Below are 12,627 nucleotides of genomic sequence, written 5' to 3' on the forward strand. Positions count from 1 at the left end.
GATCGGCGTCGGGCGTTCGGCGACGACCGGTCGACGGTTCGATCCGCGACGAGGGACCGGGGTCCGCCAGCGCCCCGCCACCGCCCGTCCGCCGCTCGCCTACCGGGGGCCGGACCACCCGGACGGCGGTCGCGGCGAGAAGGCAGGATCGGTCGGCGTGGAGCTGGTCGAGCGCGCGGATGTCGAGGCCGCCCGGGTGGCGCTGGCCGGGGTCGTGCGCACCACGCCGGTCGCGCCCTCGCGGGTGCTGTCGGGGTTCGCCGGCGGACCCGTGTCGCTCAAGTGCGAGAACCTGCAGCGCACGGGCAGCTTCAAGATTCGTGGTGCCTACCGGCGCATCGAGCGCCTCGGGCCGGAGGGCCGCGCGCCGGGGGTCGTCGCCGCGAGCGCGGGCAACCACGCGCAGGGCGTGGCGCTGGCCGCCCGCCTGCTCGACACCCGGGCCACGGTGTTCATGCCCGCCGGTGCGCCGCTGCCGAAGCTCGCCGCGACCCGGGGCTACGGCGCCGACGTGCAGCTCGTCGACACGTTCGCCGAGACGCTCGAGGCCGCGGCGGCGTTCGCGGAGCGCACCGGCGCGGTGCTGATCCACCCCTTCGACCACCCCGACATCGTCGCGGGGCAGGGCACCGTCGGCCTCGAGATCCTCGAGCAGGTGCCGGACGTCGCCACCATCGTCGTGTGCACCGGCGGCGGCGGGCTGATCTCCGGGATCGCCGCCGCCGTGGCCGACCGCGGGGTGCACGTCGTCGGCGCCCAGGCGGCGGGCCTCGCCGCGTGGCCCCCGTCGCTGGCCGCCGGGGCACCGGTCACGGTCACCGGCGCGACGATCGCGGACGGGATCGCGGTCCCGCGGCCCGGCGAGGTCACGTTCGCCCACGTCGAGGCCCTGGTCGACGAGATCGTGACCGTCGACGAGGAGGCCCTCGCCCGCGGGGTCCTGCGCAGCCTCGAGCGGGAGAAACTGCTCGTCGAGCCGGCCGGGGCGGCGGCCGTCGCCGCGATCGCGGAATACCCGGAGCGCTGGGCGGCCCCGGTCGTGGCGGTCGTGTCGGGGGGCAACGCGGACCCGCTGATGCTCGTCGACCTCGTGCGCCGCGGCCTCGTGGCCGCCGGTCGCTACGCGTCGCTGCGCGTGCGCCTGCCCGACCGCCCCGGCTACCTCGCCGACGTGCTGCGGCGCGTGGGGGCGGCCGGGGGCAACGTCGTCGACGTCGAGCACCGCCGCCTGATGGGGTCCGGGAGGTCGCTGGGCGCGGTGGACGTCGCCCTCACGCTCGAGGCGCGGGGCCACGAGCACGCGGCGGCGATCCTGGACGACCTGGCCGGCGCCGGGTACGAGGTGGCGCCGGAGTGAGGGGCCTCAGGAGCTGTAGGGCTCCGCGGAAACCAGCGTGACCTCCATCGACCCGCCGTCGGGCAGGTCGTAGCTCACGGTCTCGCCGGCCTTGGCGCCGAGCAGCGCCGAGCCGAGCGGGGAGTTGGGCGAGTAGACCTCGAGGTCGCCGTGGGCGCCCTCCTCGCGCGAGCCGAGCAGGAACGTCTCGCTGTCGTCGTCGCCCTCGAAGCGGACGGTGAGCACCGTGCCGGGGACGGCGGTGCCGCTCTCGGTGGGCGTCTCGCCGACCTTCGCGGTGTGCAGGAGCTCCTGGAGGTGCCGGATGCGGGCCTCCATCACGCCCTGCTCCTCGCGGGCGGCGTGGTAGCCGCCGTTCTCCTTGAGATCGCCCTCCTCCCGCGCGGCGTTGATCTTCTGCGCGATCACGGGACGCTGGGCGACGAGGTCGTCGAGCTCGGCCTTCAGCCGGTCGTGGGCGTCCTGGGTCAGCCAGGTCACCTGCGTCTGCGTCTCGGTCACGGTGATCAACTCCTCGGAGGTCCGGGCCCGCGCGACGCGGGTCGGCGGCCTGTTCTCCTCACGGGCCTGGAATGGCACCGCGCCGGGTGGGCGGCGCCGCGGCCCGGGGGCCACAGACGGAAAAACACGACCCGCGGCATGCGGGCCGTGTCGCCACACGGTAACACGGTGGGCGCCGCTCGGAACCCGTCCGAGGATGCCGCGCTGCGGATCCGGTGCGCATGAAGGGCCTTGCCCACCTGCGCTTTCTCTGTCAAGAGGGGGGTGGCGCGGAGTCCGCGGGCGGAGCTGTCGGGGGTGCCCGGGATGATGGGGGACGACCGGGGTGTTGCACCCCGGTAGTCAGCAGAACGACGCACGAGGACGGCTCCGGACAGACGATGAGCGCACTCCCTACCGACCAGCCGCTGCGGCTGATGACGGTGCACGCCCACCCCGACGACGAGGCCAGCAAGGGCGCCGCCTCCTGTGCCCGCTACGTCGCCGAGGGCGTGGAGGTCATGGTCGTCACCTGCACCGGTGGCGAGGCGGGCAGCATCCTCAACCCCGCGATGGACACCCCCGAGGTCAACGCGGACATGCCGGGCACGCGGCGCGCCGAGATGGCGAAGGCCGCGGCGATCCTCGGTGTGTCGCACCGTTGGCTCGGTTTCGTCGACTCCGGGCTGCCCGAGGGCGACCCGAAGCCCCCGCTGCCGCCGGGCTGCTTCGCGCTCGAGCCCCTCGAGGTGCCCACCGAGGCGCTCGTGCGGGTCATGCGTGAGTTCCGGCCGCACGTCGTCGTCACCTACGACGAGAACGGCGGGTACCCGCATCCGGACCACATCCGCTGCCACGAGGTCTCGATGGCCGCGTTCGAGGCCGCGGGCGACCCGGAGCGCTTCCCGCTCGCGGGCGAGCCGTGGCAGCCGCTGAAGGTCTACTACTCGCACGGCTTCTCCAAGGCCCGTATCCAGGCCTTCCACGACGCCCTGCTCGAGGCGGGCCTGGAGTCGCCGTGGGCGGAGTGGCTCGACCGCTGGGACGACTCCCGGCCCGACCCGGGTCAGCGCGTGACGACGCGCGTCACGTGCGCTGAGTACTTCCACGTCCGCGACGACGCGCTGCGGGCTCACGCCACGCAGATCGACCCGAACGGCCGCTGGTTCCAGATGCCGCTCGAGCTCCAGCGGCGTGTGTGGCCCACCGAGGACTACGAGCTGGCGCGCTCCCTGGTGGACACCGAGGAGACCAACGAGCGGCCCGGGGACGACCTGTTCGTGGGCGTCCGGGAGCGTGTCGACGCATGACGCCCCTCGCCGTGTGGTGGACGGTGCTGCCGCTGGCGGCGCCGCCGCCCGGCGCGCCCCCGGGGTCCGAGCGCGGGGAGGAGTTCGGCAAGACCTCGCCGATCGCGCTGGTCGTCATCCTGCTGCTCGGGCTGGCGACGGCCCTGCTCATCCGCTCGATGAACAAGCAGCTGCGCAAGGTGCCGCCGTCGTTCGACCCGGAGCCGCCGGAGTCGCGCGAGGGCGCACGTGGTCCGGCGGACGGCCCGCCGGACCCCGACGGCCCCGTGGCGCCGACGGCGCCGCGCACCGACCGCACCACGGATCCGCCGGGGACCGGTTCGTCCTGACCCCGGGCGGCTGCGAGGATCCGGTCATGGCCAACCGGCTCGCCGGCTCCACCAGCCCCTATCTGCGGCAGCACGCCGACAACCCCATCGACTGGCAGCCCTGGTCGTCCGGGGCGTTCGCCGAGGCGCGCCGCCGTGAGGTGCCCGTCCTGCTCTCGGTGGGCTACGCGGCGTGTCACTGGTGCCACGTCATGGCGCACGAGTCGTTCTCCGACCCCGAGGTGGCGGCGTACGTCAACGCGCACTTCGTGGCGATCAAGGTCGACCGCGAGGAGCGCCCGGACGTCGACGCGGTCTACATGGAGGCCACCCAGGCCATGACCGGCCAGGGCGGCTGGCCGATGACCTGCTTCCTCACCCCCGACGGCGACCCGTTCCACTGCGGCACCTACTACCCGGCGAGCCCGCACGGGGGTATGCCGTCGTTCACCCAGCTGCTCGGCGCCGTGGTGCGGGCGTGGAGCGACGAGGGGGAGCGGGTGCGCGACGCCGCCCGCTCGATCACCCAGCGGCTCGCGTCGGTGTCCCGGTCGCTGCCGCCCGCCGGTGTCGACACCGACACCCTCGCCGAGGCCGTGGTGGCCCTGACCGGCGACTTCGACGAGCTGCACGGAGGTTTCGGGGGTGCGCCCAAGTTCCCGCCGTCGGCGGTGCTGGAGTTCCTGCTGCGCCACCACGAGCGCACGGGCAGCTCCGACGCGCTCGCGATGACCGACATCACCGCCGAGGCGATGGCCCGCGGTGGGCTGTTCGACCAGCTCGCGGGCGGCTTCGCCCGCTACTCGGTCGACGCGACGTGGACCGTGCCGCACTTCGAGAAGATGCTCTACGACAACGCCCAGCTGCTGCGCGTCTACGCCCACCTGGCCCGGCTGACGGGTTCCCCGTCCGCCGCCCGCGTCACCGACATGACGGCGGCCTTCCTCCTGCGCGACCTGCGCACCGCCCAGGGCGGCTTCGCCTCGGCGCTCGACGCGGACGCCGCGGGCGAGGAGGGCTCGACCTACGTGTGGAGCCCCGCCGAGCTCGTCGAGGTGCTGGGCGCCGACGACGGGGCGTGGGCCGCGGAGCTGCTCGGGGTCACCGCCGGCGGCACCTTCGAGCACGGCCGCTCCACGCTGCGGATGCCCGTCGATCCCGACGACCCCGGTCGCTGGCAGGCGGTCCGCAAGGCGCTGCTGGGCGCCCGCGCGGGCCGCCCGCAGCCCGAGCGCGACGACAAGGTCGTGGCCGGGTGGAACGCGTTGGCCGTCACCGCGCTGGTCGAGGCGTCGGCGGCCCTCGGGCGCAGCGAGTGGCTGGCCGCCGCCCGGCGCGCCGTCGCGCTCCTGCTGCGCACCCACGTCGTCGGCGGGCGGCTGCGCCGGACCTCGCGGGACGGTGAGGTCGGCGACGCCCCCGCGGTGCTCGAGGACCACGCCGCCCTCGTCGAGGCGCTGCTCGCGCTGCACCAGGCGACGGGCGAGGCGCGGTGGCTCACCGAGGCCCGGGCACTGCTCGAGACGACGCTGGAGCACTTCGCCGAGGTCGGCGAGGACGGGGCGTACACCGGCCGTTTCTGGGACACCGCCGACGACGCCGAGGCTCTCGTGACCCGGCCCCGCGAGATCACCGACGGCGCCACGCCGTGCGGGTCCTCGCTGCTGGCCGGGGCCCTGCTCACCGCGTCGCTGCTCGTGGAGGCGGAGGCGTCCGCGCGCTACCGCGAGCTCGCCGACGCCGCGGTGGACGCCGTCGGCACCCTGCTCTCCCGGCACTCGCGGTTCGCCGGCTCCTGGCTGGGCGTCGCCGAGGCCGCCGCCCACGGGCCGCTCCAGGTCGCCGTGGTGGCCGCGGACGCCCCCGGGCGCGTGCGTCTCGCCGACACCGCCCGGCGCTACGCCCCCGGGGGTTCGGTGGTCGTCGCGGGCGAGCCCGACGCCGAGGGCGTGCCCCTGCTCGCCGACCGTCCCCTCGTCGACGGCGAGCCCGCCGCCTACGTGTGCCGCGGCTTCGTCTGCGACCGCCCCCGCACCGCGGCCGACGACCTCGCCGCCGCGCTCTCCCGCTGACGCACCGGCCTCCGGCTTCGCCATCGGCGAACACCCGCGCGCCCGTTGCTGTGTAATGCTGTAAGCACAGCAAGAAGGCGGAGGAGGAGCGTCATGATGGTGGGACGCGGAGGACATCGGGGACGGCCGGGGCGTGGCGGTCCGGGACGGCGCAGCGGCGGACGGGTCCCGACGGACCTGCCCGGCACCGACGACCTCGCGGGCTGGCTCGCGGGCCGGCTCCCGGACGGATGGTTCGCGGGCACGCCGACCGTGACGGTCGACCGCGAGGAGATCCTCGTCGTCGGCGAGCTGGCGGCGCCGAACCTGGGCGCGGACGCCGACGAGGCCGCGCGGGCCGCGGCGTCGCACGGGCGCATCGAGCGGTTCCGCGAGGAGACCCGCGAGGAGCGCATGGAGGTCGCCCGGCAGGCCGAGCACCGCTACGGGCGCAAGGTGGCCTGGGGTGCGCGGATCGGCGAGGTCGAGGAGCTGTTCACGACGCTCTCGGTGCCGGTGATGACGCGGTTGCGCCAGTCCGAGCGCCTGGTGCTCGACACGCTCGTCGACGCCGGCGTGGCCCGGTCGCGGTCGGACGCGCTGGCCTGGGCGGTGGCCCTGGTCGGCGAGCACGCCAGCACGTGGCTCGACGACCTGCGCGGCGCGATGAGCGCGGTCGACGAGCTGCGGACCCGCGGCCCGGTGCTCGACGACGACGACACCGCGACGCCGGGAGCCGGCGGCGTGGACGACCGCCCGGACCCCGACGGTGGCGGCGGCGACCCGGTCCCGCCGCAGGGGTAGGGCTCGCGTCGAGCCCTAACCCGCGTAGAGCACCAGCCAGATCGCCACGTGATGGCAGGCCGCGGCGATGACCGTCGCGGCGTGGAAGAACTCGTGGAAGCCGAAGGTGTTCGGCCAGCCGACGGGGCGGCGCAGGGCGTAGAAGACCGCGCCCAGGCTGTAGAACAACCCGCCGACGATCAGCAGGACGAGCGCCGCCACGCCTCCGCGGTGGAGCAGGTCGGGGATCACGAAGACCGCGACCCAGCCGAGGGCCAGGTAGAACGGCACCCCGACCCACCGCGGGGCGTGCGGCCACGCGATCTTGAGCGCGACGCCGCCCAGTGCGCCCGCCCACACGATGGCCAGCACGATCAGCCCGGTGCGCTCGGGCAGGGCGAGCACGGCGAACGGCGTGTAGGTGCCCGCGATGAAGATGAAGATCATCGCGTGGTCGAGGCGCTTCATGAGCGTCCGCGCGCGCGTCGTGTGCCACGTCCGGCGGTGGTAGAGCGCGCTGACCCCGAACACGCCGCACACCGTCAGCGAGTAGACGGCCACGGCGGCGGCCGCCTCCGCCGACACGGTCGCGCCGGCCAGGGACACCAGCACGATCCCGGCCGCGACCGCGACCACGAACGACCACAGGTGCAACCAGCCGCGCAGGCGTGGCTTGACCGGGACCTCGTCGGCGTGGGGGTCGGTGACGGTCACGGGCTCCAGGATAGGGCCGGAACCTGTGCGGCCCGGCCGGTGTGACGGCGCTCGCCGGCCCGTCGCTGTGCCGTCGTGAGGCCGTCGTCGTACCGTTCCCGGACCGTCACCGCTGGGTCACGGGCGTCCGCGCGGCCGGACGCACCGACTACCGTGGGCCGCCGTGACACTCCGGGACGATCTGCGCCGGGTCGCCTACTCGCTCTACGAGCGGCGGCTGCGTCGTCGTGGGGCGACGAGCACGCCGCCGCGTCACATCGGGGTCATCCTCGACGGCAACCGCCGGTGGGCGCGGGAGGCGGGTCTCGCCGATCCCAGCGACGGCCACCGCGTCGGCGCGGCCAAGATCGTCGAGCTCCTGGACTGGAGCCAGGAGGCCGGTGTCGAGGTCGTCACCCTGTTCCTGCTCTCCACCGACAACCTCGACCGGCCCACGGCGGAGCTCGACCAGCTGCTCGAGATCATCGCCTCGGCGGTCGAGGGGCTCGCGGCCCCGGACCGCCGGTGGCGGCTGCGGGTGGTCGGGAACCCCGACGCCCTGCCCCGGCCGCTCGCCGAGCGCATCGAGGCGGCCGCGGACGGCACGGCGGGCCGCGACGGCATGGAGGTCAACGTCGCCATCGGCTACGGCGGGCGGCAGGAGATCGCCGACGCCGTGCGCAAGCTCCTGCTGCGCCACGCCGAGGCCGGCACGTCGATCGAGGAGCTCGCCGAGGTCCTCGACGTCGACCACATCGCCGAGCACCTGTACACGTCGGGCCAGCCGGACCCCGACCTCGTGATCCGCACGTCCGGTGAGCAGCGGCTCTCGGGCTTCCTGATGTGGCAGTCCGTGTACTCGGAGTTCTACTTCACCGAGGCCCTGTGGCCGCAGTTCCGTCACATCGATTTCCTGCGGGCCCTGCGCGACTATTCTCGGCGGAATCGTCGCTGGGGCGGTTGACCAGCGGGTGCGCGCACGAGAACGGCCCCGGGAGCAGCGCTCCCCGGGGCCGTTCTCGTCTTCCCCCCGTCCGTGGTCGACCCGTGCCATCCCCCGATGGGCACGGATCGTCCTTCGGACGTGCGGACTAGCGCGAGTTGTCCGTGCTCAGGACGTTGATGTTGTCCAGGCTGGCGTTCGCCAGGATGTTGTCGGCGCTGATCAGACGGTCGCCCGAGGAGATCGCCGTACGGTCCCCGCCACCGTCGCGGCCGCCGTGGCCGTGGCCGTGGCCGTGGCCGTGGCCGTCGCGACCACCGTGGCCGCCGCCGCAGTCGCTGTCACGCGAGTTGTCCTGCGAGAGGACGTTCACGTTGTCGGCGTCGAGGTTCGACGCCAGGTTGTCCAGGCTGACGAGCCGGTTCCCCGAGGAGATCGCGGTCTTGTCGCAGTCGCCGCCGCCACGGTGGCCGCGGTGGTCGTCGTTGTCGTGGTGGTGGCCGTGGTTGCCGTGGTCACCGCCGTGGGAGGGCGCCTCGCCGGCGGAGGCCAGCGGAGCGAGGGAGAGCATGCCCGCCGTCGCGCCCAGGACGACGATTCCCGCCTTCTTCAGCATCCAGTGCTCCATTTTCGTTCGTTGGCATCGGCGGGAATTCGGGGTCCCCGTCGAATGGCTTCCAGCCCCACGGACGGTGCGGCTGACGGGGTAAAAGCTAGCCGCCTCGAGATGGGCATTTCCAGCGGAGAACCCCCATCGAGTGATTGACAATTCCGACTGCGACTTGAGTGGGATGACCGGGTGATTTGCCGGTCACGTCCGCCGTGCATTCCCCGGTCGGCAGAGCGTTCGGTGGCGGTGCGTCGCGGCTCTCGACACCCGCCTGTCGTATCAAGACCCGGCTCTCGCCGGACGAGGCCTCCGGCGGCCACGCGGCGTAGCCTCGTCCGGTGGTCGCGGACCCGGACGTCGACGGGGCGGGGAGCGCGGGTCTCGACGGGCTCGCGAGGGCCTATGTCCGCCTCGCACTGCGCCTGGACCGGGTCGTGCCCGGGGTGCTCGACGCCCATCTCGGTGACCCGGCGGACACGGCGCGGGTCGCGGCCGAGCCCGCGCCCCGCCCCGACGACCTCACCCGCGAGACGGACCGCCTGCGGCAGGCCCTGCCCACCGGGGGCTCCCGCGCCGCCTTCCTCGATGCCCAGCTCCGCGCCTGCCGGGTGCTCGCGGAGCGGGCCGGCGGCCGCGAGATCGGCTTCATCGACGAGGTGGAGCGCAGCTACGGCGTGCGCATCGCCCGCGGCGAGCCCGACCGCTACCGGGAGGCCCACCGGGCCCTCGACGCGCTGCTCGGAGGCTCCGGCGCCCTCCCCGAGCGCCTGGCGGCGTTCCGCGACGGCGACCGCCTCGCCCCCGGGCACCTGCCGACCGCCCTCGCCGCCGCGGTGCGGGCCCTGCGCGAGCGCACCGCGGCCACCGTGGGCCTGCCGCCGGGCGAGGACGTGACGCTCGAGGTCGTCGACACCGCCCCGTGGAGCGGGTTCAGCCGCTGGGTGGGCCCGCGGCGCTCGACGATCACGGTGAACGGCGGCATCGGGCACCGGGTGACCCACCTGCCGCTGCTCGTGGCCCACGAGGCGTACCCGGGCCACCACACGGAGCACTGCCGCGTCGCAGCTGCCCGGGCGACGGGCGGTGGACGGCCCGAGCGCGAGGTGTTCCTCGCGCGCACCCCGCAGAGCCTCGTGGCCGAGGGCGCCGCCGAGCTCGGCCTCGAGGCGGTGGTCGGGCCGGGCTGGGGGCGCTGGAACGCCGAGGTGCTCGCGGCGGCGGGAGTGCCGACCGACCTCGACCGCGCCGCGCTCGGCGAGGCCGTCGAGGCCGTCATGGCCCGCCTGGCGCCCGTGCGCCAGGACGCCGCGCTGATGCTGCACGCCGAGCACCGGCCCGACGCCGAGGTCGTCGCGCACCTGCGCCGCTGGCTGCTCGTCGACGAGGCCCGGGCGCGCCGGATGCTGGAGTTCCTGGCGCACCCGCGCTGGCGCACCCACACGACGACCTACGTCGAGGGCGCGCGGCTGCTGCGGCCCTGGCTCGTCGGGTCCGGTCCGGATTCGGTCACAGCGCGTCTCGCCCGGGTCCTCGACGACCCGCCCACACCCGAGGAGCTGCGCGCCGGACCCCCGACGCCCGCGCCCCGGCCCGCACCGCGACGGGCCGCCTGGCCGCCCTGGCTGCGCCGAACGGTCGGTGGACGCGGCCTGCTGCCCGGAAGTCGGTGAGCCACGTCACCAACTCGTCACGCTCGGCGCGCGACAGCGACCGGCTACCGGCGGTAGCGTCCGCGCCGACGGACCCGCACCGGATGCGGGGCGTCCGGGGAGGCCGGTAGTGGCAGATCGGAGCGGGACGGGGACGTCCACCGCTCGCGGCACCAGCGCCAGCACGGCGTCGGGGCTCGCGGTCGGCGCGACGCGACCGCCGTGGTCCGATCCCGGGGGAGGGCCGGCACCCGGTTCTGCCCCGCGATGGCGCAGGACGGCCCCCGGGCCGCGCCACCGCGCCGTCGAGCCGCCGGACTAGCCGACCCGTTCCGCCGAGGAACACAGTGGTCGCGGGTGCCGTGGCCGCTCGAGGGAGTCGTCGTGAGCGCAGCACCAGCCGAGCGTCCCGCTTCCGTGAGCACCGCCAGCACCACCGACAGCACCCCCGTCACCGGTCCCTCCGGGGCCGCCGACGGCGCGCGCTGTTACGTCCTCGACACCTCCGTGCTCCTGTCGGACCCGTGGGCCCCCACGCGGTTCGCCGAGCACGAGGTGGTCCTCCCGCTCGTCGTCATCTCCGAGCTCGAGGGCAAGCGCCACCACTCCGAGCTGGGCTGGTTCGCGCGCGAGGCGCTGCGTCTGCTCGACGACCTCCGCATCCGTCACGGCCGTCTCGACGAGCCGATCCCCATGACGCCGGAGGGCGGGACGCTGCGGGTCGAGCTCAACCACTCCGACCCGTCGGTGCTGCCGGCCGGGTTCCGGACGGCGGAGAACGACTCCCGGATCCTCGCCTGTGCGCTCAACCTCGCGGCCGAGTCGCACCCCGTCACCCTCGTCACCAAGGACATGCCGCTGCGGGTGAAGGCGGCCTCGGTCGGCCTGCCCGCCGACGAGTACCACGGCCAGGACGTCACCACGACGGGCTGGACGGGCACCGCCGAGGTCGCCGCGACCCCGGACGAGGTGTCCTCCCTCTTCGCCGACGGCGTCGCCGACGTCGAGGAGGCCCGCGAGCTGCCGTGCCACACCGGGCTGCGGCTGCTCGGCGGGGGCTCGTCCGCGCTCGGGCGGGTCACCCCGGACAAGCAGGTCCGTCTCGTGCGCGGCGACCGCGACGTCTTCGGTCTGCACGGCCGCTCGGCGGAGCAGCGCATCGCGATCGACCTGCTCACCGACCCCGACGTCGGCATCGTCTCGATGGGCGGCCGGGCGGGCACCGGCAAGTCCGCGCTCGCCCTGTGCGCCGGGCTCGAGGCGGTCCTCGAGCGCCAGCAGCACCGCAAGGTCGTCGTCTTCCGTCCGGTCTACGCCGTCGGCGGCCAGGACCTCGGCTACCTGCCGGGCGGCGAGAACGAGAAGATGGCGCCCTGGGCGCAGGCGGTGTTCGACACCCTCGGCGCGCTGGTGTCCTCCAACGTGGTCGAGGAGGTCATCGAGCGCGGGATGCTCGAGGTCCTTCCGCTGACCCACATCCGCGGCCGGTCGCTGCACGACGCCTTCGTCATCGTCGACGAGGCCCAGTCGCTGGAGCGCAACGTGCTGCTCACGGTGCTCTCCCGCCTGGGGACCAACTCGCGTGTCGTGCTCACCCACGACGTCGCCCAGCGCGACAACCTGCGGGTGGGCCGGCATGACGGCATCGCCGCTGTGATCGAGAAGCTCAAGGGTCACCCGCTGTTCGCCCACGTCACGCTGACCCGCTCGGAGCGCTCGCCGATCGCCGCGCTGGTCACCGAGATGCTGGAGGGCGAGCGCCTCTAGCGGGTCCCGATCGCCGCGAACGAACGGCGCTTTCGTAGCTTCCGAGGCAGCGAGAGCGCCGTTCGTTCGTCGGGCGGGCGTTGGTCAGGCGGCGGCGAGCACGAGCACGGCCAGGCCGAGCGGGATGTCGAGCGCGACGCAGAACTCCGCGAGCGACGGTGGGACGACGTCGCGGTGGCGGCGCAGGTGCCACACGTCCCAGATCCCGTGTGCGATCAGGGTCAGCGCCGCGACGACGAGGCCGACGCCGGGTGCGAGCAGGAGCGCGGCCGTCACGAACACGCCGTAGCCGACGAAGCCCGCGCTCTCGAGGGTCAGTGCCGGCCGCGACGCGCCCCGCAGGAGGCCGACGACGACCAGCACGGCGACGACGATCCCGGTCGTGACCACGGGATCGAGGTCCACGAAGGCGCCGCCGACCGCGAGGACCGACGCGATCGGGATCCAGAGCCACGCCATCGCGGGCAGCGAGAACGCCGCGGCGGCGACGTAGCAGGACGCCGCCACGGCGACCGTGGTCGCGACGGTGTCGCGGTCGGCCCCGCCGAGCACGGCGCCGAGGGCGACGAGGAGGCCGACGGCGGTGGGCCAGCGGTGGATCAGGGCGGAGACCCTCCGCCCGTGCAGGGTGGTCATGCGGGGCATCGTGCGCCACGCGGTCATACCCCCTGAGGGT

Annotated in this window: 12 protein-coding genes; 8 read left to right on the forward strand and 4 right to left on the reverse strand. The window is 74.6% G+C overall.

The window, feature by feature from the left end; translation table 11 throughout:
* Positions 1-157 precede the first annotated feature (157 nt).
* On the forward strand, positions 158-1,357 hold the full coding sequence (locus tag PH189_RS07380) for a threonine ammonia-lyase (RefSeq protein WP_274188123.1): 1,200 nt from the start codon (positions 158-160) through the stop codon (positions 1,355-1,357).
* 6 nt (positions 1,358-1,363) lie between these two features.
* Here the strand turns inward: PH189_RS07380 and greA are convergent, their stop codons facing one another.
* Positions 1,364-1,858, reverse strand: coding sequence for a transcription elongation factor GreA (greA, locus tag PH189_RS07385; protein WP_274188124.1), 495 nt, complete (start codon positions 1,856-1,858; stop codon positions 1,364-1,366).
* A gap of 380 nt (positions 1,859-2,238) precedes the next feature.
* On the opposite strand from greA, the gene mca reads away from it, so the two are divergent.
* From mca to PH189_RS07405, 4 genes are all read left to right on the forward strand, one after another.
* The gene (gene mca / locus PH189_RS07390; protein ID WP_274188125.1) at positions 2,239-3,147 is read left to right on the forward strand and encodes a mycothiol conjugate amidase Mca; all 909 of its coding nucleotides are present in this window, start codon (positions 2,239-2,241) and stop codon (positions 3,145-3,147) included.
* Positions 3,144-3,476: a hypothetical protein gene (locus PH189_RS07395; protein ID WP_274188126.1), complete on the forward strand. Its 333-nt coding sequence runs from the start codon at positions 3,144-3,146 to the stop codon at positions 3,474-3,476. Before mca ends, PH189_RS07395 begins: the two co-directional genes overlap by 4 nt.
* A gap of 26 nt (positions 3,477-3,502) precedes the next feature.
* A complete protein-coding gene (locus tag PH189_RS07400) occupies positions 3,503-5,527 on the forward strand; it encodes a thioredoxin domain-containing protein (RefSeq protein WP_274188127.1) in 2,025 nt (674 codons plus the stop codon).
* A gap of 96 nt (positions 5,528-5,623) precedes the next feature.
* Positions 5,624-6,310 (forward strand): hypothetical protein, encoded by a 687-nt coding sequence (locus PH189_RS07405; RefSeq protein ID WP_274188353.1) that lies wholly within the window; start codon positions 5,624-5,626, stop codon positions 6,308-6,310.
* A gap of 15 nt (positions 6,311-6,325) precedes the next feature.
* Here PH189_RS07405 and trhA read toward each other — a convergent pair whose 3' ends face one another.
* A complete protein-coding gene (trhA, locus tag PH189_RS07410; protein WP_378014942.1) occupies positions 6,326-7,012 on the reverse strand; it encodes a PAQR family membrane homeostasis protein TrhA in 687 nt (228 codons plus the stop codon).
* 154 nt (positions 7,013-7,166) lie between these two features.
* Between trhA and PH189_RS07415 the strand changes: the two genes are divergently transcribed.
* On the forward strand, positions 7,167-7,946 hold the full coding sequence (locus tag PH189_RS07415; protein WP_274188129.1) for an isoprenyl transferase: 780 nt from the start codon (positions 7,167-7,169) through the stop codon (positions 7,944-7,946).
* A gap of 127 nt (positions 7,947-8,073) precedes the next feature.
* Here PH189_RS07415 and PH189_RS07420 read toward each other — a convergent pair whose 3' ends face one another.
* On the reverse strand, positions 8,074-8,541 hold the full coding sequence (locus PH189_RS07420) for a hypothetical protein (protein ID WP_274188130.1): 468 nt from the start codon (positions 8,539-8,541) through the stop codon (positions 8,074-8,076).
* Between the two features lie 332 nt (positions 8,542-8,873).
* On the opposite strand from PH189_RS07420, the gene PH189_RS07425 reads away from it, so the two are divergent.
* A complete protein-coding gene (locus tag PH189_RS07425; RefSeq protein WP_274188131.1) occupies positions 8,874-10,205 on the forward strand; it encodes a DUF885 domain-containing protein in 1,332 nt (443 codons plus the stop codon).
* A 396-nt stretch (positions 10,206-10,601) separates the two neighbouring features.
* Complete coding sequence (locus tag PH189_RS07430; RefSeq protein ID WP_378014933.1) at positions 10,602-11,951, forward strand: PhoH family protein; 1,350 nt, start codon at positions 10,602-10,604, stop codon at positions 11,949-11,951.
* 84 nt (positions 11,952-12,035) lie between these two features.
* On the opposite strand, the gene PH189_RS07435 is transcribed toward PH189_RS07430, so the two are convergent.
* Positions 12,036-12,587: a hypothetical protein gene (locus tag PH189_RS07435; RefSeq protein WP_274188133.1), complete on the reverse strand. Its 552-nt coding sequence runs from the start codon at positions 12,585-12,587 to the stop codon at positions 12,036-12,038.
* Positions 12,588-12,627: the final 40 nt, after the last annotated feature.

Source organism: Actinomycetospora chibensis (assembly GCF_028737215.1).
Classification (GTDB): domain Bacteria; phylum Actinomycetota; class Actinomycetes; order Mycobacteriales; family Pseudonocardiaceae; genus Actinomycetospora; species Actinomycetospora chibensis.

What these genes read in the sequence shown, in the direction of transcription:
- PH189_RS07400 (WP_274188127.1), top strand. Translation starts at nt 3,503, where the DNA reads ATGGCCAACCGGCTCGCCGGCTCCACCAGCCCCTATCTGCGGCAGCAC.
- mca (WP_274188125.1), top strand. Translation starts at nt 2,239, where the DNA reads ATGAGCGCACTCCCTACCGACCAGCCGCTGCGGCTGATGACGGTGCAC.
- PH189_RS07395 (WP_274188126.1), top strand. Translation starts at nt 3,144, where the DNA reads ATGACGCCCCTCGCCGTGTGGTGGACGGTGCTGCCGCTGGCGGCGCCG.
- PH189_RS07420 (WP_274188130.1), bottom strand. Translation starts at nt 8,541, where the DNA reads ATGCTGAAGAAGGCGGGAATCGTCGTCCTGGGCGCGACGGCGGGCATG.
- PH189_RS07405 (WP_274188353.1), top strand. Translation starts at nt 5,624, where the DNA reads ATGGTGGGACGCGGAGGACATCGGGGACGGCCGGGGCGTGGCGGTCCG.
- PH189_RS07435 (WP_274188133.1), bottom strand. Translation starts at nt 12,587, where the DNA reads ATGACCACCCTGCACGGGCGGAGGGTCTCCGCCCTGATCCACCGCTGG.